This window comes from Streptomyces sp. Tu 3180, from assembly GCF_009852415.1.
In the GTDB taxonomy this organism is placed as follows: domain Bacteria; phylum Actinomycetota; class Actinomycetes; order Streptomycetales; family Streptomycetaceae; genus Streptomyces.
The window spans coordinates 4,388,920-4,408,077 of the sequence record NZ_WOXS01000002.1 but is presented as its reverse complement, the minus strand read 5'-3'; the positions used below and the strand labels follow the sequence as shown (position 1 = coordinate 4,408,077).

At 66.7% G+C, this 19,158-nt stretch carries 18 protein-coding genes; 5 read left to right on the top strand and 13 right to left on the bottom strand.

All coding sequences use genetic code 11. From position 1 onward, the window contains the following. Positions 1 to 73: 73 nt before the first annotated feature. From GL259_RS20720 to GL259_RS20675, 10 genes are all read right to left on the bottom strand, one after another. Positions 74 to 331, bottom strand: a complete 258-nt coding sequence (locus GL259_RS20720) for a SpdD protein (RefSeq protein WP_159534866.1) — start codon at positions 329 to 331, stop codon at positions 74 to 76. 14 nt (positions 332 to 345) lie between these two features. Further along, positions 346 to 540, bottom strand: coding sequence for a hypothetical protein (locus GL259_RS20715; RefSeq protein ID WP_159534865.1), 195 nt, complete (start codon positions 538 to 540; stop codon positions 346 to 348). 10 nt (positions 541 to 550) lie between these two features. After that, entirely contained in the window at positions 551 to 742 is a 192-nt protein-coding gene (locus GL259_RS20710) for a mobile element transfer protein (protein ID WP_086680185.1), read from the bottom strand. Next, entirely contained in the window at positions 742 to 933 is a 192-nt protein-coding gene (locus GL259_RS20705; protein WP_159534864.1) for a hypothetical protein, read from the bottom strand. Before GL259_RS20705 ends, GL259_RS20710 begins: the two co-directional genes overlap by 1 nt. Positions 934 to 951: 18 nt before the next feature. Continuing rightward, positions 952 to 1,581 (bottom strand): DUF2637 domain-containing protein, encoded by a 630-nt coding sequence (locus GL259_RS20700; RefSeq protein ID WP_159534863.1) that lies wholly within the window; start codon positions 1,579 to 1,581, stop codon positions 952 to 954. Between the two features lie 81 nt (positions 1,582 to 1,662). After that, positions 1,663 to 3,036 (bottom strand): FtsK/SpoIIIE domain-containing protein, encoded by a 1,374-nt coding sequence (locus GL259_RS20695; RefSeq protein ID WP_159534862.1) that lies wholly within the window; start codon positions 3,034 to 3,036, stop codon positions 1,663 to 1,665. A 5-nt stretch (positions 3,037 to 3,041) separates the two neighbouring features. Then, complete coding sequence (locus GL259_RS20690) at positions 3,042 to 3,392, bottom strand: hypothetical protein (protein WP_086735537.1); 351 nt, start codon at positions 3,390 to 3,392, stop codon at positions 3,042 to 3,044. A gap of 126 nt (positions 3,393 to 3,518) precedes the next feature. Then, positions 3,519 to 4,247, bottom strand: coding sequence for a GntR family transcriptional regulator (locus GL259_RS20685; RefSeq protein ID WP_159534861.1), 729 nt, complete (start codon positions 4,245 to 4,247; stop codon positions 3,519 to 3,521). An 89-nt stretch (positions 4,248 to 4,336) separates the two neighbouring features. Then, complete coding sequence (locus GL259_RS20680) at positions 4,337 to 4,774, bottom strand: ATP-binding protein (protein WP_159534860.1); 438 nt, start codon at positions 4,772 to 4,774, stop codon at positions 4,337 to 4,339. Between the two features lie 281 nt (positions 4,775 to 5,055). Next, complete coding sequence (locus GL259_RS20675) at positions 5,056 to 5,796, bottom strand: GntR family transcriptional regulator (protein ID WP_159534859.1); 741 nt, start codon at positions 5,794 to 5,796, stop codon at positions 5,056 to 5,058. Positions 5,797 to 5,881: 85 nt separating this feature from the next. Here GL259_RS20675 and GL259_RS20670 point away from each other — a divergent pair, with 85 nt between their 5' ends. From GL259_RS20670 to GL259_RS20650, 5 genes are all read left to right on the top strand, one after another. Beyond that, positions 5,882 to 6,970, top strand: a complete 1,089-nt coding sequence (locus GL259_RS20670; protein WP_159534858.1) for a DUF1152 domain-containing protein — start codon at positions 5,882 to 5,884, stop codon at positions 6,968 to 6,970. Next, complete coding sequence (locus GL259_RS20665; protein WP_159534857.1) at positions 6,967 to 7,209, top strand: hypothetical protein; 243 nt, start codon at positions 6,967 to 6,969, stop codon at positions 7,207 to 7,209. The genes GL259_RS20670 and GL259_RS20665 overlap by 4 nt, the downstream gene beginning before the upstream one ends. A 575-nt stretch (positions 7,210 to 7,784) precedes the next feature. Next, positions 7,785 to 9,935 carry an AIPR family protein gene (locus GL259_RS20660; RefSeq protein ID WP_243762341.1) on the top strand — a complete coding sequence of 717 codons (2,151 nt, stop codon included), beginning with the start codon at positions 7,785 to 7,787 and terminating at the stop codon, positions 9,933 to 9,935. Between the two features lie 751 nt (positions 9,936 to 10,686). Next, a complete protein-coding gene (locus GL259_RS39345) occupies positions 10,687 to 11,682 on the top strand; it encodes an AIPR family protein (protein WP_159534856.1) in 996 nt (331 codons plus the stop codon). Next, positions 11,565 to 12,764: an AIPR family protein gene (locus GL259_RS20650; protein ID WP_159534855.1), complete on the top strand. Its 1,200-nt coding sequence runs from the start codon at positions 11,565 to 11,567 to the stop codon at positions 12,762 to 12,764. Before GL259_RS39345 ends, GL259_RS20650 begins: the two co-directional genes overlap by 118 nt. Before the next feature lie 101 nt (positions 12,765 to 12,865). Here the strand turns inward: GL259_RS20650 and GL259_RS20645 are convergent, their stop codons facing one another. From GL259_RS20645 to GL259_RS20635, 3 genes are read right to left on the bottom strand one after another with little or no spacing between them, the layout of a single operon-like run. After that, the gene (locus GL259_RS20645; protein WP_159534854.1) at positions 12,866 to 15,943 is read right to left on the bottom strand and encodes an HsdR family type I site-specific deoxyribonuclease; all 3,078 of its coding nucleotides are present in this window, start codon (positions 15,941 to 15,943) and stop codon (positions 12,866 to 12,868) included. A 3-nt stretch (positions 15,944 to 15,946) separates the two neighbouring features. Beyond that, the gene (locus GL259_RS20640) at positions 15,947 to 17,140 is read right to left on the bottom strand and encodes a restriction endonuclease subunit S (RefSeq protein ID WP_159534853.1); all 1,194 of its coding nucleotides are present in this window, start codon (positions 17,138 to 17,140) and stop codon (positions 15,947 to 15,949) included. Next, positions 17,133 to 18,704: a class I SAM-dependent DNA methyltransferase gene (locus GL259_RS20635; protein WP_159534852.1), complete on the bottom strand. Its 1,572-nt coding sequence runs from the start codon at positions 18,702 to 18,704 to the stop codon at positions 17,133 to 17,135. Before GL259_RS20635 ends, GL259_RS20640 begins: the two co-directional genes overlap by 8 nt. Between the last annotated feature and the right edge of the window lie 454 nt (positions 18,705 to 19,158).

Here is a 19,158-nt window from a genome sequence, read left to right as displayed (position 1 = left end):
GTCGTGACGGTTCGGAAGGGACGGCCCCGGGGCGGCGGGATGCTTGGCGGCTTGTTGCCGCCCCGGCGGCCGGTCAGTGCTTGTGTGCGCCGTTGACGAGCGAGCGCAGGACCACGGCGGCGATGGCCACGGACACGGCCGAGACGGCGACCGCCGCCAGGAGCGCGGTGAGCACGACCCCGACGACGACCACGGCGGCGACCGCGCCGGCACCGATGCCCACGTACGGAGCGACCGGACGACCGGCCGAGGGAACCGGAGCCTGCGTCTGCTGATGCGTGACGGTGGTCGTCGGCGGAGTCGGGACGTCGGGCAGCTTGGGACGGAACACGGCGGATCTCCTTGTCACTCGTGGGTGCCGTTGACGACGTCGACCCCGGAGCGGGTGCCGGACTCGATGGCGGGGGCGAGGAAGGTGTGCGAGAGCCAGAAGCCGAAGAGCGCGATCACGACGGCGACCCAGAGCCGGACGCCGAGGAACTTGATCACGGCCCAGGCGATGACGCCCAGGACGAAGACGAGCGGCAGCGAGACGGTCACGGAAGCTCCCTCAGCGGACGGCGCAGCGGTGGGTACGGGCGGCCAGCTCGGCGGCGGCACGGCTGTCGTAGTCCGTGGCGAAGCCGCAGCGCGGAGCCGTGCAGGCGGCGGTGTGCTTCTCGCGGCCGCGGCCGTCGTAGTAGGTGGCGACCTGCACGGGGCCGATGCGGACGACGCGGCGGAAGCGGCGGTTGGCGGTCATCAGGCGGTCTCCTTCGGGTCTTCGCCGGTGAAGTCGGTGACGTGCTCGGCCAGCCAGCGCAAGATCTCGTCGCCCTCGTACGCATTGGCGGCGAGGATCACGGGCTCGGCGATGAGCACGGCTTCGGTGAGGCGGTTCTGTCGGGTCAGCTCGGCGGCGCGCTTCAGCGCGCGGAGCGTGGACGGGCGCACGGGGGAAAGTCCTCCGGGTCAGGTCAGGCGGGCGGAGATGGCTTCGGCCAACGGCAGCGGGACGCCGAGCCGGGCGCGAAGGGTCGGGGTGTCGATGGGTGTTCCGGTCCGGGCGCGGTGTTCGTCGGCGACCTTGCGCGCGAGCGTGACGAGCGCCGTCGGGACCGGGGGCGTGGAGGGCGGAGCCGGTTCCGACTCCGCAGCGGGCAACTCAGGTGCAGACGCAGGCGCTTCAGGCGCGATGGGTTTCGGGGCCGCCTCGCGTCCCCCCGTCGAGGCGTCCGCGGCCGCTCCGTGGGCGAGCAGCGTTCCGCCCAGGAAGGCGATCGCGGGCCATCCGGCGACGAGGATGCGCAGCCAGTCCGGAACGTCGTCGAGGTCGAGGAGTCCGGCCGTGGCGACGTTGGCGCCGAGCGAGGCGGTCAGGGCGACGAGGAACCAGCACCACCCGGCCGTTTTCGCCTCGCCGGAGCGCAGCCGCCGCCAGGCCGCGACCAACAGCAGGTCGACGGAGACCGGGTAGGCCCAGGCCTTCCAACCGTCCTGTCCGGCGGCCAGCGCCAGGTCGTGCAGGTGGGCGAAGGACAGCGCGGCGGCGATCAGCGCTTGGACGAGTACGGCGTCGATGCGGACGGACAGGGCACGCACGGCGCAGCTCCTTCCGGTTCCAGGCATGGAGGGGGTAGGGACGTGGCACGGAACGGCCGTGCCGGCCATGGGTGGGTGCGCTTACTCGGTGACCGGGCGGGCCGTGGCCACGGGCCCGGACGCCTCCACCGGCATCGGCGGGACGTACGGCCGGAAGGGGTCGAGCGCCGGTACGTCAGGGGCGAGGTCCGCCGTGGCGCGGCAGGTGGCCGCAGCGTCGGCGAGGGAGAGGTAGGGGGTGCGGATGCGGGACCAGCCGCCGGAGGTGTCGCCGACGACGGCCAGGCCGGGCAGCTCGGCGGCGATGGCACAGGCCGCGAAAACGGCCTCAGGGGCGATGTCGCCGAGCGCCATCTTCGCCGAGGCTTCGTCGTTCACACGGTGGCAGACGCGGCCGGTGAGCTGAGCGCGGAGCATGGTCGCGCCCTTGCCCAGTTCGGAGCCGAAGCGCTGTCCGCAGACTTCGAGATAGATGCCGGCGGCCCGGCCGAGTTGGGCGAGCCGGATGAGCTGGGTGACCATCTCGTCCCGCCGCTCCTCCTCCTTCCGCGTGGCGACGAGGAAGAGTTCGGCCACCTCGTCGATAAACAGCACGATCGAGGCGGGGCGTTCGTCCTCCGGAAGTCCCCAGACGTCCGAGGTGATCAACTCTTCCGGAGTGCCGGGCGCGATGCCTTGCCGGGCCTTGATCAGGTCGTACCGGTCCTCCATTTCCTTCACGAGCGCGGGAAGCAGCTCGGCCGCCTGGTCCGGTTCGGTCGCCAGGGCGGAGAGTCGAGGTGCGAAGGGTGCCAGCTCGACCCCGCGCTTGCAGTCGATACCGACCAGGGCCACCGGCTGGGCAGCGAGCCCGGTCAGCAGGTTCCGCAGGTACATGGACTTGCCCGAGAGCGTGGCCCCGAGCACCAGCTCATGCGGCACGGCCCGGTAGTCCCGCACGAACGCGGTCGCGTCCTCCCCTAACGCCACCGGGATCCGAAGCGGTCCGCCGTCCAGCCGCCGGGGCATCCGCACCTTCCGCAGCACGTCGAAGCCGACGAGCCGCAGTTCGACGACGCCCGGCTTGACGTCCCGCACGTGGACGGCGTGGACGCCCCAGGCGTGTCGGAGGCGTTCGGCGGAGGCCGCCACGTCAGCCGGCTCCTGCCCCGGAGCCAGCCGCAGCCGCATGCGCAGGCCGGTCGTGGTGGGACGGATGACGCCCCGGCGAGGAGGCACCGGCCTGACCTCACGGCGGGTGGCCGCCCGGACAGCCAGCGCCCGCCACCGGGACGGCTCGACGGTCAGGCCGCAGGCATCCATGGTCGAGGAGTACGAGGCCAGCAGCCGGACCACCGAGAGCGGCAGCCCGACCGTGGACCAGTACGCCGCCGGGTGGGCGTGCCGGGCGTAGGCAGCACCGCCTACCGCAGCGAGCGAACCGCCCAGCTCGGCCCACGTCACCAGATCCGTCACGGCGGTCAGCCCGCCTGAGCCATCGAGAAGGCACCCGGAGCGACAGCGGTCGCCCGGTAGGCGATGCCGTGCCGCTCCCGGCCGTTGAAGACGCTCTGCCAAGGCCGTGCCACCAGACCCGGAAGCGAGACCGGAGCGCCGACCGTCAGGCCCTCGGTCACGCCGCTTTCCGGGACGGTGACCTGGATCAGCGACGACTCGCCCTCGTCGATGTAGACGACGCCGACGGTCATCAGCGCCTCACCGGTCACCGCATCCTTGGCGATCTCACCGGTCTGCCGGTCGCGCACCTTCGGCGCCGGAGCCTCGGTCAGCAGGATCGTGGCGGTCGAGGCGTCAACGCGGATCACACGCACAGGAATTGCTCCTTCTGAGAGTCGATCAACCTGCCAGCCTGACAGGTTGACTTAGCAAGTCCGAAGCTAGGGATGCCAGGTTGACTTGTCAAGTTGCTATCGCGGGAGTCTCGCCCGAGGTGGGGGTCAGTTCAGACGGTAGGTGTCTTCGAGTTCCTGCCGGTCAGCAGGCAGGAGCACATCGGAGACCTGCAAGGATCGGCCGGAGGCGTCACACGCGACCACCAGGACGCTCAGCACGGGAACGCCGTCCGGCAGATCCAGCAGCTCGGCTTCACCCGCCTCGGGCAGACGAGCCGACACACGCTCGACCACGTGGTCGAAGCGAACTTTCTTCCGCGCTTCGAGGTGTTCGCGGGGACTTCCACTCAAGGGCTCTCCGGACCCCAGCTCAGTATCTTCAATCAGGCCGGCGGGGAAGTACGACGAGACCAGCTCGACAGCTTCGCCGTCCTCCTCGACCAGAAAGCGACGCATGAGGACTTCGGCCCGCTTCGGCAGACCGAGCGCCGAGGCAACCCGGGCCGGGACAGGCACGCGCCCGACTTCGACCAGGCGACCCGCGCCCTGCGACTCGTCGCGCTCCAGCGCCTCACGCCCCCGCCGGTCCTTCTGCTCGACGACTTCCGGGCGACCGCGGACGATCGTGCCGTAGCCCTGCCGGGACTCAAGCCAGCCGTCCCGCTTCAACAGTTCCAGCGCTCGGACGACGGTCGGGCGGGACATCCCGAACGCCTGCACCAGCTGGTTCTCACTCGGTACGCGGGTGCCGGGCGCGTACGTGCCGTCCTCGATGCGCCGCTGAAGCGTCTGCGCGAGGCGCACGTACTTCGGTGGCTCCACTTCATACGCCATGAACGCCGCCCGTCGAGATTGGCCAAGTCAACTGGTCAACCAGCCTAGCGACACTTTCACACCGGCAGTAGGAGAGGTGAGCTATCCCATCACGCCGGCCAGGCATCAGTGACCATGAAGGAAACGACCGTTCCGCCGAAGCAGCTGGGCCCGGAGCGCCAGGAGTCGGCGATGGAGTCGACCAGGAGCAGCCCCCGCCCGTGGGCGTCATCCGCCTCCGGGTGCCGCAGCTGCACACTCGCCGGGAACCCCGGGTTGTGCACGTCGACGCGGAGTGAGGTTCCCTCGCGGTACCACTCGACCCGCACCACCCACGAGTCATCCGACCTCCCGTAGCGGATGGCGTTGGTCACCAGCTCCGAGATCATCAGCACGCAATCGTCGATCGAGCAGGATGGGTTGTACGGAGCGATGAACTTCCGAAACCAGCGCCGGGCGCGGGGGACGGACTCCGGCTCCGGATGCAAGGTCATCGCTCCGAGCCGCGGTGAGTCCTCACAGGGGTGACGGTCGATCGTGTAGGCCATGCGTGCTCACTCCTTGCCGCTGCCGTCGCAGTCGAGGCAGCGCCGCTTCGACGTGGCACGGCTGCGGTCGTTGGCCGTGGAGAGCGCCAGCACCGTTCGGGAGCCGACGCGCTTCCATCCACGCCCCCGACACCCCCGGCAAGCTAACCGCGCGTCCTGTACCGGCCGCCGACTCGTCACGTCGTGCCCCCTTCTCCTCCAAGTGGCCTTAGCCACTTCCTGGATAGTGGCATTAGCCACTTTGAAGGTGCAAGCGGTTCGCCGGAACTGGCGAGTCGTCGTCAGGTGAGCGGGTAGCCCTGTTCGAACGCCCAGCGGTGCGGCGGGTAGGTGGCTTCGGCGAACTCCAGAGGGCGGTCCTGGAGGTCGAAGACGACGTGATGGACGATGAGGACCGCGGACCCCGGCTCCAACCTCAGGTCGGCCGCTTCCTCGTCCGTGGCGGCCCGGGCACACATACGGTCCTCGGCATAGCTGCCTTGACGCCCCGTCATCCGCTCGACGTACATGAGCGTCCCTTCCTGGATCCGCCCAGGATCCGTGAGCTTAGGCGCCCGCTGGCCGACGTCCGCAGCGAACCACGAAGTGGACAGGTTGATCGGACCGGCCTGGTTGTTCGTCACCCGCCGGCGGTGCACGGCTCGGCGATCCTTCACCAGCCCCAAGGCTTCGGCGACGTAGTCCGGAGCCTCCAGCCAACCGGCCGAGGTGATCACCGCGTACTCTCCGGGCGTGTAGATCTTCCCGGTCTGCCGGGCGCGCCCGTACAACTCCCTTGCCCGTCGGTTCACTTCAAGGCTGCGCACGTACGTCCCCGAGCCCTGGCGCTTCTCGACCAGGCCCTGATGGCTCAGCGCCTCCAACGACCGCGCGGCCGTGGGCCGGGACACCTTCCAGTCCGCGGCGAGCTGCCGTTCCGAGGGAACCTCGTCCCCCGGCCGCAGGTCACCACGAAGGATCTGGTCACGGATGTAGTGGGCGATCTGGAGATACTTCGGCTGAGCCTCTTCAATCTGCGGCATCTCCCCTCCCTTCCTCGTCCAAGTGGCTATGGCCTTTAGCCACTATAGGGTGAGTGGCCAACCCTCGAACCCGTAGTCTGGCCGCATGACGCGGTTGATCGTCGCAGCAGGAGGAGGGGGCGACGCAGTCGCCGCCGCAATGCTTCACGCCGCCCTCTACGGCGACGAGGACCAGGCGGTGATCCTCACGTACGCCTGGGACCGCCTCCTGATCGACCCACTCCCGGGACCGCGGGGAGCCGACAGCTTCACGGGACTCGAGCCCCTCACTCGGTCCGTCTGGTCGGTACCTGCCGAGGCCCAGCCGATCGCCCCGGCAGGCTCCACACTCCCCCGACTCGCGGCAGAGCTCCCGCACACGCTGGCGCTGCTCGACCCTCACCACGGCGCTGAGGGCATCACCCGCCAACTCGAAGAGCTGGTATCCCACCTGGCGCCGGCATCGATCGATCTGCTCGACGTCGGCGGCGACATCCTCGCCCAGGGCGACGAACCCACCCTCAAGAGCCCACTCGCCGACGCCCTCACCCTCGCCGCCTGCTGCCAGGTCAACGCCCCGATCCGACTCCTGGTCGCAGGCCCCGGGCTGGACGGCGAGATCTCCCCCGACGACCTGCGCCCCCTGTTCGGCGCCCTCGTCCACACCTTCACGGCTGAGGACGTGGACGCGATCGGCAGCATCCTGGAGTGGCACCCCTCAGAGGCGACCGCCATGCTCGCCGCAACAGCCCGAGGAGCCCGCGGCATCTGCGAGGTGCGCGACGCCCGCCTTCCCGTCTCCCTGACCGATGAAGGACCTACGGTCCACGAGGTCGACCTGGACGACGCGGTCAGCCGCAACAACCTGGCCCGCGCCATCATGACGACCGCCGCTCTGGACGAGGCCGAGGCGTACAGCCGCGAGATCTGCGGGTTCTCGGAGATCGACTACGAGCGCAACAAGGCAGCGTGGCTCACTGAGCGGCCGCCGACAAAGCTGGATCCCGACGACGTCCTGTCTCGGCTCGACCAGTTCCAGAGTGAGGTCCGCGCCCGCGGAGTCACCCACACGACGTTTCGCCACCTCACCGAGGCCTTGAACCTCAGTGGCTCCCAGCGCGACGAGCTGCGCCGGCTCCTCCTCCACAGCCGACCGGACCAGTACGACGCCCCGCTGTGGAACATCGGAGCATGAGCGCGTTCGCAAGCGACCCAGGCCTGAACGAAGTCCGGGACGCAGCAGGCCACGGCACAGAAGTCGACGTAGCCGTCCACCTTCACGATGGCACGGTCAGGCTCTCGCTCCTCTGGACACAAGAGATCCTGCTGAACGCCGACGACGCCGACCAGGTGGCCCAGGCACTCCAACGCGCCGCAGGACAAGCACGCAGGATCACCGCAGCCAAGCGGTCAGACGGGCCAACCGAAGCCTGAATCCCACTGAGTTACAACCTTCTTCACGGGTTCAAGGGCGGCTCCGCCGCCCAAGGCGGCGTCGCGCGGCCGTCGCCCCGGGCCTGCGCTCCTGTCTCCGCCCCGCTCCAGCCCGGACCGCCGGCCGCGCGCCACTGCGGCTAAGGGCTTGATGGGATGAACCCGAGCTGATCTGGCAACTGACTGCCAGAACAGATGCCTCCGGCGGGGGCGCTCAGGCTCCGGGATGACCGGGGCCAGTCGTGCCGCTGCCAGTCGGTTCGTGGTGCAGGTGGGGAGCTGTCATCCCGTCTGCCGTCGCCCCAGGCAAGCCATAGCAGACCAGGCTGCTGGGGCCCAGGTCGTTCGTGCAGCAGGGCACTCCACCTGAGCCCCCCAGCAGCCTGCCCCACTATTACTCCGTGTGGGTCGACGGCAGACGGGATGACAGCAGGGGCTTGCTGTGGCTGACACCGCTTGATTCTCCGCCTCGAAGAAGGTGAATCACCGCATGGTTGCGCGCTGCTCCGAATCTGTACCTCCCAGGAGCACAAGCGCTACTAGGGTTATCTCGCGTGCCAGGCACGGAAGTGAACGTGCGTCATCAGCGTGACGTGACCGGGACGGGGTGGGCAGCTGTGAAAACAACGCTACTTGAGGTGCATCAGATGCGGTCAGCTCTGACGCAGGCGTACCAAGGACTCATCGATGAAAGCGACCTACAGCGGAACTCCAGCCAGGAGCGAGAACGCGCTTTTCTGTCGCGGGCAGTGGCAGCCACAGCAATCCGTCGAGCAACGGGGTGGGAGCCGGCGCGCTGCGCAGAGGCCGTCATCGATGGAAGTGACGACAACGGAATCGATGCTGTGGCGGTCGTAGACGGTTCCCAGGTTTGGTTGGTGCAGGCAAAGTGGAGCGAGAAGGGAACGGCAGGGTTCCATACCGATGCTGCCCGCGCCTTTATCGATGGACTACGCTTGCTGGAGGATAGGAAGTTCAGCGCATTCAATAAGAAGCTGCAGCCATTCACGGCTGTCCTCGACTCGGCGTTGGGTGACCCTAACCTCAAGATTAACTTGGTCATCGCCCTCGTCGGCAACGATCCACTCAGCTCTCACGCCAGGGCGATCCTTGACCGTGCTGGCGATGATCACCACGGCCACGGGCCGATGCTTAGCTACAGCCTACTGACAACCGTCGAACTGCTGCAGCAGCTACGCGAAGATCGAAAGCCCGATCCGGTAGACTTCACACTCCGAATGCTGAAATGGCTTAAACGAGATCTGCCGTTCCCGTCATATCAGGGAAGCTTGTGGGCGCGGGATGTGGCCGACATGTACGAAAGGCACGGCGCTCGACTCTTCTCGAAAAACATCCGGCAGTCGCTGGGGCTCACCCGTATTAACGTCGGCATCGAGAAGACGCTGACAGAGGAGCCGGAGAACTTTTGGTATTTCAATAACGGCATCACCATCCTGTGTGACAAAGTTGAGCCCTTCTACCCGGGGCGTCGGCATCCCGACCACCCCGTAGACTTGAAGCTGACGCACGCCACTGTCGTGAATGGCGCACAAACAGTTACGTCCATCCATAGGGCCTTGCAGCAGGAACCGGAGGCGGTGACAGAGGCCGATGTGGTGGTGAGAGTGATCGCCCTGGGCGAAGACTACGCCGGATTCGCCTCTCGGATTGCCGAAACCACAAACACGCAGAATGATGTTTACCGTCGAGATTTTATCTCCCTCGATGAGCGGCAGGCCACAATCCGCGAGGATTTCGACCTGACCCTCGGAAAAACCTACGCATATAAGCGCGGTGAGATAGATCCCACCGCGGACTCCGGGTGCTCGGTGGTGCAAGCAGCCGTAGCCCTCGCATGCGCCTACAGGACACCGGAGCTTGCTGTACGCGCTAAGCGGGATACCGAACTACTCTGGGAGCCGGGCGCCCAGGGAGCGTATCAACGCCTTTTCGGGGAAATTCCGAGTGCCCTTCGCATCTGGCGATGTGTGCAAATTCAGCGAGAGACTGGAAAAATCCTCGACGCGCTGCGCAGTCGCCTACAGGGTCGCACGCACGCCATTGTCCAGCGCGGCGATATGTTGATCACACACCTGGTATTTCAGTTGCTTGATCTGGCGGAAATTGACGAATTGTCATTTTCAGTCGAATCGAGACTTACGGCCATACCCGCCTTGACCGAGGCCATCGCGCCTTCGCTGGTACATCGAGTGAACCTCAGCTACGGCCCTACCTCATTTCCCATGAGCATCTTTACGGATGAGGTGCGCTGCAGAGAGCTCGCCCAGATGGTGACGGAGGACGTACGCAGTGGAGCCGCCGCGCCAGAACTCTCCTATGAGCTTGCGCAATCGACACGACCGAAACTGCGTCGAAAGCCTGCCACGGTACCAACTCTTGTCAGCGCTCACGTGATCAAGGATGGAACACCGCTGACTTATGTTCCCAGCAACGCCCCCGAGAAGCTGGCGACCAGGGAGTGGCTTGCGGCGGACGAGCGTAGATCTCAGGCACGTTGGCAGAACCACCGAACGGCACCACTTATCTGGTCATACGACGGTCTCGCCTATTCGGTCAGCGGACTCGTCATCCGTATTTGGGGACTTGCGGGTTGGGCAGAAGCGCCAGCTGCAGTTCAGGGTCCAACGCGATGGCAAGTCGACGGTGATCAAACGCTCTACGAGCTGGCGCAGGCGTGGCTGGCAGTTCACGAGGGGGAAGAATAGCCGAGGTCCCCTTTCGCCCTCCTGGAGCGGGTGTACTCCTTCCTCCGCTAGCGGCTTGCTCAGAGTGGCAGCGAGTGCATAGTGCCCTGCCAGCTCTGCGGCCTATTCATGGACTGGCGGGGCGACGGAGGGCGTCTCTAGGCCCCTGCCCTCGCAATACGTGTGGGACTCACGGGGCCTCCGAAGCCGTGTGCCACTCCTCTCGCCGCGGAAGGAGTGGCTGGCAACACTCGACAACGTGGCTGAGGCCGGTGGGGCTGCAGCGAGACACACGCGCGCCTGGTCGGTCGACGCACCCGCCGTCGTGGCTGGCTGTCGTCGGCTGAGGTTCGTGCCACAACCGTGCCAGATGCAGGGGGCAGCCACGGTCAACACCGGTGCCTCATGGGCGAGTACCCGCCCGCTACCTCGCCCGGTGAAGCCGCAGCTCAGGAGGGAGATCACCCAGCCTCTCTCCTAGAGCGGGTGTCGCAGGTTCGAATCCTGCCGGGGGCACCAGCGCAAAGGCCCCGATCGCCACGGTGGCCACCGACGCGGGGGTAATCCGACGGCTCGCACCGTGCCATTCGGCTAGGCCCGTGAGTCCCGGACCCCAGCGGATCTTCGCTGCTCTCAGTCCCATCGGAGCTACGCAGTGCGGCAAAGTGCTTGACGTGCTGACTCTTCGGCAAGCAACCTGAATCGCTGATGAGGCGTGGGCGAACCCCTCGCCACCGTCCCAGCACGGCCGCCAGCCGCCGACAGGAGCACAGTGACCGCTCTGCACGCCCAGCAGCTCGAACACGCCCTCGATGAGCAGTTCACTGGGATCGTCCCCGTTGAGGATCTGTCCAAGTTTGAGCAGCGAATCCAGCGGAACTCATTTCTCTCCCGCTCCCTGGCTGCCCTGGCGATCCGCGAGTTCACCGGCTATCCGCTGCAGCGTTGCGCCGAGTTCGTCATCGACTCGTTCAGCGACCAGGGCATCGACGCCGTGGCGGTGGATCTCGCCTCAGAAGAGCCCCAGGTCTGGGTGGTACAGGCGAAGTGGAGTAGCGACGGCACAGCCACCTTCTCTAAGAACGCTGCCCTCGACCTGAAGAATGGTCTGGAATTACTGATCGCTCGGGAGTACCAGTGCTTCAACGCTAAGCTGACGCCGCTCATCCCCGATCTGGAACGGGCACTCAGCAATCCGCGGGTACAGATCACCCTGCTGCCAGCCTGGGCAGGGACCCAGCCGATGGGGGCCGAGGCCAAGGAGGTGCTCGACCGGTTCTGCGCGGAGTACGAGGACTCGCTGCGCCTGCGCCCCCTGCGACTGCCGGACTTCATCCGCATCCTGCGCTCCGGAATCGCCGAACCCCAGATCAAGCTGAAGGCGTCGGCCTCGGCTGTCGATGTCAGTCCGATCAAGGATCCCATCCTGGCGTACCACGGAACGATAGGAGGCGCGGAGGTCGCCCGCTGGTACGAGGACAACCACCACCGACTCTTCCAGCGGAATATCCGCAATCCGCTCGGTGTCACCGCGGTAAATCGCACCCTTGTGGAGACCCTTCGCAGAAGGCCCGAGTACTTCTGGTACTTCAACAACGGGATCACGGTGCTATGCGACAAGGTGATCATGGGCCCTCGGGGGACCTGGAAATGGAGGGAGCGAGCATTGTCAACGGCGCTCAGACGGTCGCCTCCGTCCACGAGGCGTACCAGCAAACCCCGGATGTCGCCACACGCGCACGAATCGGCGTCCGCATCATCTCCTTGACGGACTGCCCGGAGGGCTTCGACCACGACGTCACCCGAACGACCAACACCCAGAACAGGGTGGAGCCCCAGGACTTCATCGCCCTGGAGAAGGTGCAGCAGCAGCTCCGCGACGACTTTCTGCTTCGGCTGCGGAAGACCTACGTCCTGCGCCGGGGCGAGGAGCCACCGCAGTCGAAGGAGGACGGTTGCACCCTCAGGGAGGCCGCAACCGCGCTCGCCTGTGCCCACGCCTCTCCGGAACTGTCCTTCCAAGCCAACGTGGACATCGATCTTCTCTGGGATCCGAAGCAGCACCACCGGCTATTTCCGCTCCACCGCACCGACGCGGTGAAGACCTGGCGCACCATCCTGGTGCTCCGGGAGGTTGAGCGGCAGATCGACGTACAACGCCCGCAGTGGGAGGGGCGCGCCGGCACACTCGCCGACCTTGGGCGACTGCTCATCGCCCACGTGACCTTCCAGTGCCTGCCCCGAGGCTGGCAGGAGATTTCCGAATCAGATTGGCCGACGGTACCGGCGTGCGTCGCCGAGCTCGTGGACGCCGCTGTAGCCACGCTGATCCACTGGATCGACACGGGTTACGGACCCAAGAGTCAGGTGAGCAGCATCTTCCGCAATGCTGAGCGATATTCGGACGTCGCTGGTTCAGCGCTGGTGACCCTGCAGGGGGACAATCAACCTCCGCCCCTCTCATCGGAGTACCGCGCGTCCGAGCGTGAACGGCACGCGCGGCAAGCCAACGCTGTCACCGTGATTTTCGAGAACAACGCGCTGGAGGAAGGGACGCTCGTCGAGTTCCGCCCAGTCCCGGGCCGCGAACAGCAGCAGCTCACCCCCTGGCTCACGGCCGATGCACGCCGGGCTCGTGCGACCTGGACCCGGCAGCGCCGCAACTGCCTGGTATGGGCGGTGGACGGTGTCGCATACTCGCCGACCGGTCTGGCCCAGAAGATGCTCGTGGAGGCCGGTTACCAGAGCAAACCGCTTCAGGGCACGCGGCGCTGGTTCGTTCCGCAGCGCGGTTCTCTAGTGGACATCGCCGACCGGTTGCGCCAGGAAGCAGAAGAAGAGGAAGAATGAGCTTGTTGCCTAACCTCGCAGGACACGAAGCCAGCTGAGAGTGTCCGAACTGGCAGACGAGGCAACGAAGGCCCAGGGCGGTCCGGGCCTTCCCGTATTCGTCAGTCAACGAGATAGTGGGCTTCGATATAGGCGACGGTGGAATCGTACGGCTCCCCCACCGGCTTCAGGGCGTACCGCCGGAAGACCTGGGCGGTGGCGCGGCGGACGCCTCGGTTGCGGGCATCGGCGTTGTCCCATGACCGGGCGAGGGTGTGGGTGACCACCTGGTCGATCTCCTCGGCCAGGTTCCTCTCCGTGACCGTGAGGCCGGATGGCGCGTGGTCATGGATGATCCGCGACAGAACGCCCACGTGGTCGTCATCCAGCACGACGACGGCTTCGTCGGGGTGCTTTTCGGCGTCCACGATGGCGCGGGCGACCCGGAGTGCTTCGGACAGGAACTCGAGGGCGTCCTGGGCGTTCTGGATGATCCGGTCCCGCAGTTGCTTGATCCGCTCCGCGAGGGCGGTGTACTTCGCGGAGCCCGGGTCGACGCCCTTGTCGAGGGCGGCCTTGATGTGGTCCAGGATCTCCGCCGCGGACGGCGGCTTCTTGTCCTCGCCGTCGTCCTTGTCGGGCTTGGGGCGGACGAGGGCCAGCAGCTCCTTGAGTATGGCGATGCCCTGGGCGTCCAGGACGAGGGGTTCTTCTTGGGAGGCGACCACGGAGAAGGAGTGGACGTGGGCGTTGATGATCTCCAGGACCATCGGTCCCAGCTCGGCCAGCCGTTCCTTGCGCTCCTCGTCGGAGGACTTCTTGAACAGGGTCGTGTACACGGACCCGAACAGGGCGAAGCCGTCCCGGTACTTGGCGATCCGCTTGTCGGTGTTGATCAGCGGGTACAGGCGGGCCAGGAGCCGGTAGTCCTTGGTGAACACCTCGGCGGCGCCAGGGTTGGCGTCCAGGAAGACGTTGATGGCTCGCACGGATTCGTATCCGTGGACCGTGAGGTCCAGGCCGTCCACGTCCGCGAGGAGGTCTTCGATGCGGGCGAAGGTGGTGCGGAACTCGGCGACCAGCTCGGACAGGTCGGTGACGAACCCGCCGCCCTTGCCGGCCCCCTTTGCGGTGGGGTCGGCGACGGCCCGCTGGACCTCTTCGGCCAGGCCGATGTAGTCCACGACCGCGCCGGAGGTCTTCACGAACCCGGTCGGGGACACCCAGGTGCGGTTCGGGCGGGTGATCGTTTGGAACAAGGTGTGGGCCTTCAGCGGCTTGTCCAGGTAGAGGACGCCCTCGTTGGGGGCGTCGAACCCGGTCATCAGCTTCGCGGTCACCACCAGGAAGCACAGCGGGTCGTCCGGGGTGAGGAACCGCCGCTTCTGCTCCTCCTCCTCGGCCTCCGAGAGCCGGAACGGCCGCATGGCCAGGTCTTCGTCCTTGGAGTCCGAGACGGAGATGTTCACCTCGGCGGTGATCCGGTCATGCTTCCCGACCTCGGCGAGCACCTGTGACGCCTCGAAGCCGGCCAGCAGCTCATTGATCTCGTCCGTGTACGCCACGGCCAGCTCACGGTTGAAGGCGACGACCTGGGCCTTGAGGCCGTTGCGGTAGGCGCCGGCCAGGTAGTGGTCCACGATGTGCTGGCACACCGCGTGGATGCGGTCGGGATTGGCAAACACCGAGGTGAGGCGCCCGAACTTGCGGGACAGAACCTCGCGGTCGGGGTCGTCGAGGTCGAAGTCGTCGGCGAACTGGTCGAACTCGGCCTGCAACGCCTGGTCGTCTATCTCGAAGGCGACCGGATGCGGGTCCAGCATCACCGGGACGGTCGCCTCGTCCAGCAGGGACCGGGACACCGAGTACCGGTGCAGCACCCGGCCCGGGTCACTCTCCTCGCCGAAGAGGGCGAAGGTGTCGGTGGCGAGGTTGCGGACGGGGGTGCCGGTCATGCCGAAGAACTTCGCGTGCGGCAACGCTGCGCGCATCTGCCCGGCCAGGGACTTCGACCGGGCGGACTGGGTGCGGTGTGCCTCGTCGACCAGCACGATGATGTTGTCCCGGGTCGACAGGTTCTTGCCGGCGTCGGCGAACTTGTGGACGGTCGTGGAGATGACGCCGCGCACGTCGTCGGCCAGCAGCGCCCGCAGCTCGGCGCTGGTGGCGGGCTGGTGGAAGTGGGCGTCCCCCATCGCGGAGGTGAACACCCCGGAGGTCTGCCGGACGAGCTGGGTCCGATCCGAGAGCAGGATGATCGTGGGCGACTCGGTGCGGGTGTCGGCCAGCAGCAGCGAGGCGGCGAACACCATCAGCAGCGTCTTCCCGGACCCTTGGTGGTGCCATATCAGGCCCTTCGACCCGCCCTCCAGGACCCGCTCGTGGATCAGGTGCGCGGCCTCCATCTGCGGGTAGCGGGGCAGGTACTTCTTGTCCACCCCGCCCCCAGAGGTGTCGAACAGGGCGAAATTGGCCAGCATGTCCAGGATCGTGGCCGGGTCCAGCAGCAGCTCGACGGAGCGTTGCACGTCGGCCTGCCCGGACAGGTTCTCGTCGTCGGCGGTGGACCGGAACGGCTGCCACAGGTTCGTGGGCGCCCCGGCGGCACCGAACCGCAGCTTCAGCCCGTCGGAGGCGACGGCGAAGACGTTGGGGGTGAAGAACCACGGGTACTCGGTGACGTACACGTCGTTGATCTCGCGGGCGGCATCCGCCCACCCGGACTTCGCGGTCGGTGACTTCACCTCGACCACGACCAGGGGCAGGCCGTTGACCCAGTACACGAGGTCGAACCGGCGGGAGGTCTTGCCGGGGACGGTGATGGTCACCTCGTCCGACACGACGAGGGTGTTGGCGGTCGGGTGCTCGAAGTCGATGACCTTCAGGGCGTGCCACACGCCGTCGGCGTCCCGGAACTCCTTACGCCCGCGCAGCAGGCGCAGCACCTGCTCGTTGGCCCGCACCAGCCCACCTTCGACGGCGTTGACCGTGGCGACGATCTCCTCGACCACCGCGTCCACGTCGAACCCATCGATCACCCCAGGATTGAGCCGGACGATGGCGTCCCGCAGCTGGCCGACGACCACCGTCTGCGTCGTCTCGCGCGGTAACGACCTGCCCGCCGTGAAGCCCCATCCCATCGGGAGGGACCACTGGATCACCAGGTTCTGGAACTCACGCTCCCGAATACCCTTCGCCACGGCTCAGACCCCCAGCTCGGCAGACTCGATGTCGATGGTGCGGTCCAGCAGCCCCGACAGCAGCCCCGCCCGGACTTCACGGAGACGGGCGGCCTCCGCGCGGACCGCCCCCAACGCGGACTCCATCGCGCCAAGTTCCGCCGCCATCTCGCGTTGGCGGTCGAGCGACGGTAGGCGCACGGCCATGCCCTTCGCCCGCTTGGCGCTGATGTGCTTGATGTTGGTGCCACCCGCGACGTCAAGGAAGGCCCTGGACTCATAGGCCCACATGCTCCAGTGGAAGACAAACTCAGGGATGCAGACCCCTTCCCGCGCCCGAAGACGGAGCAGGGTCATCTGGGTGCAGACGGGCCCTGGCAGCTCGTCCCGCCACATGGCGGGCATCCCGACCGCATTCGCGCTTGCGCTGCCCTCGGACACCACGACGTCGCCGTACTGGAGGCCGAACTTCTTGCGCTCCGCCGGGTCGTAGTTCATCTCGAGCACGTCGGACAGGTCGAGCGTCCCGTAGCCGACGTTCGCAGAGCGGAGGTAGGGCGTCATGTACGGGCCGGTCGCCCTGTCGGGTGTCCGGCGCACGCCGGTGGAGAAGTCGAAGGCGTACTCGGCCCTCACGGCTTCAACCGAGCCGTCGGTGATGAGGTCAGCTCGTCGGCGACGCAAAACCGCTGCCAGCGCCCCCGCCTCCGCGTCGAGTGCGGTGATCTGGTCGTCGACCGCGCCGATCACCTCGACGATCCGCTCCTGTGTCGGCAGCGGAGGCAAAGCGAACGGGATGGCACGGAACGAAGCGTCGGAGATGGTCTTGCGGCGCAAGACCGTTCCCGAGGCACGGTTCTGCATCTCGTCCCAGAACACTGGCGTCTGGAAGTACAGCTCCAGGAACTCCGGGAGAGCTCTCTGGTCCACCTCATAGGTGATGAACACACCGGAGACATGGGTGCCGTCATGCTCCGCCCGCGCGACGCCTGCAGGGGCCTCGAACGCCGTGATCGTGCGGAGCACGACGTCGTTCTCTCGCACTGTGTTCAGCGTCGTGTATTTCGAGACACCGCCGACGAATGGCTCCTTCTCACCGAGGCCGCGCCCGTACATCTGGACACTGACTGCGGGGTAGGTGACGCCATCCTCCACGGCCACCTTGCGGCGCACACGGGTTAGGAGGTCACCGAGGGGAATCTGCTGCCAGTCACTCATCGAAGCCCTCGATCCCTGCGGCGGAGAGGAGATCGAGCATGCGCTGCTCGGTCTTCTGGCGCTCTGCTCGGGCGAGGTTGTAGGCGTCGATGAGGGTGCCGAGGTCTTCCTGCTCGGCGGCGGCCTGCTTGATGTAGCGGCCGATGTTGAGGTCGTACCCGTTCGCCACGATCTCCGTGGTGGGGACGAACCGCGCGGAGAGGCCGCCCTCTCCGTCGGGGTCTACCGGGTTGCCGTCGGCGAAGCTCGAGTGGTAGGCGGTCACGACGTCGGCGATGTCGGCGTCAGTGAGGATGTTGCGATTCTTGGCCTTGGTGAACCGCTTTGAGGCGTCGATGAACAGCACCCCGTTCTTGCGCTCGTCGGTCTTGGTACCGGGGGCGCGGAACACGAGGATGCAGGTCGGGATCGTCGTGTTGTAGAAGAGGTTTGCGGGCAGGCCGATCACGGCTTCCAGAAGGTCGTCGTCCAGAACGCGCTGACGGATCGAACCCTCCTGGCCGCTGCGGAAGAGGACACCGTGAGGCAGGACGACGCCGGCGCGCCCCTTCTTCGGGTCCATGCTGGCGATCATGTGCTGCACGAACGCCCAGTCCGCCGAGGACTGCGGCGCGACACCGCCGATGGCGCGCGGGTCGTTGGTCCAGGGCTTCCACTTCAGGGAGTAGGGCGGGTTGGCGACGATCACGTCGAACTGTGCGACGGAGCCGTCCGGCTTCTTGAAGCGCGGGTCTTTCAGGGTGTCGCCGACCTCGACCTGGAACTGGGTGAGGTTGTGCATGAAGAGGTTCATGCGGGCCACACCGGCGGTGTCCGGTACGGCCTCCTGCCCGTACAGGCTGAGCGTGTAGCCACGCCCGCCGCGGGCCTTCAGGAGGTTTGCGGAGGCGATGAGCATGCCGCCCGACCCGCAGGTGGGGTCGTACACCGACTCGAAGCTCTTGGGGTCCAGGACCTCGACTATCAGCTCGACGACCTCGCGAGGGGTGAAGAACTGGCCGGCGCGGGTGCCGGACCCGTCGGAGAACCGCTTCAGCAGGTACTCGTACGCCCCACCGAGCACGTCGTGGGACATGTTGCCCTCGTGCATCTTTGGGGTGCGGTCCATCGCCTGCATGACCGCCGCCAACACCTCCCCCGACAGCACCTCTTCGGAGGTCCAAGTCATGGACCCGAACAGGCGGGAGAACTTGTCAGGATTGGCCGTCTCGATGGCCTGCAGGGAGGCGCGGACCCGCTGGCCGAGACCGGGCTGGGTGATGGTGGCGAGGATGGACGACCAAGAGGCGCGACGCTCGGCGACGGTGCCGGGATGGATGAACGGGATCTCGAACGACTGGTAGTCGCGATACTCGATCTCGCGAGCTTCCTCGGCAGAGAGGTCGTCCAGGCCCTCGTTGTCGGCCAGGAACTCCTGGTGGTGGTGCTCCCAGGTGTCCGACAGGTACTTCCAGAACATCAGCGGGAAGACGACCGAGGAGTACTGCGCTTCAGGCATCGCCACGCGCAACTCGTCAGCGGCGTCCCACAACCGGTTCTCGATCTCCTGCTGGGTCACTGCCATCAGTCGGGGGTGTCCTTGCTCGTCAAAAGGTGGCGACCCGAAGGCCTACTGTTCCTGTCGTCAGCCTATTTCGGACGCACTAGGCACGTACACACCGGAGACGTTCTATCGGGCGCCTACATGCGAGGGCCTCGTACGGCCTATACAGACGACTCGCCAACGATAACCGTCCACAGGACCACGAAATCTGGCAAACAGCCCAACCGAGCGACAGGGTCAGCGGCTTGCCGACGCTTCCACGACGGTTGGCTTGCTGCCCCCTTCGATGACAGCGCTGACAACGGCGGCGGACGGCAGCACAGACGATCCGACCGCCCACCACAGCGGGCCCGCATCTTCTAAGCCGGTCCTACGGTGCGGTGACATGTGGGCGCCCGTGCAGGACGCATGCCGGGCGGGTTGGCGGCCCCGCCCGTTCACACGCGGGGCCACCGCGCTACAGAGCAGGCTCGAC

What these genes read in the sequence shown, in the direction of transcription:
- GL259_RS20710 (WP_086680185.1), bottom strand. Translation starts at nt 742, where the DNA reads ATGACCGCCAACCGCCGCTTCCGCCGCGTCGTCCGCATCGGCCCCGTG.
- GL259_RS20685 (WP_159534861.1), bottom strand. Translation starts at nt 4,247, where the DNA reads ATGGCGTATGAAGTGGAGCCACCGAAGTACGTGCGCCTCGCGCAGACG.
- GL259_RS20680 (WP_159534860.1), bottom strand. Translation starts at nt 4,774, where the DNA reads ATGGCCTACACGATCGACCGTCACCCCTGTGAGGACTCACCGCGGCTC.
- GL259_RS20675 (WP_159534859.1), bottom strand. Translation starts at nt 5,796, where the DNA reads ATGCCGCAGATTGAAGAGGCTCAGCCGAAGTATCTCCAGATCGCCCAC.
- GL259_RS20670 (WP_159534858.1), top strand. Translation starts at nt 5,882, where the DNA reads ATGACGCGGTTGATCGTCGCAGCAGGAGGAGGGGGCGACGCAGTCGCC.
- GL259_RS20665 (WP_159534857.1), top strand. Translation starts at nt 6,967, where the DNA reads ATGAGCGCGTTCGCAAGCGACCCAGGCCTGAACGAAGTCCGGGACGCA.
- GL259_RS20650 (WP_159534855.1), top strand. Translation starts at nt 11,565, where the DNA reads ATGGAGGGAGCGAGCATTGTCAACGGCGCTCAGACGGTCGCCTCCGTC.
- GL259_RS20640 (WP_159534853.1), bottom strand. Translation starts at nt 17,140, where the DNA reads ATGAGTGACTGGCAGCAGATTCCCCTCGGTGACCTCCTAACCCGTGTG.
- GL259_RS20635 (WP_159534852.1), bottom strand. Translation starts at nt 18,704, where the DNA reads ATGGCAGTGACCCAGCAGGAGATCGAGAACCGGTTGTGGGACGCCGCT.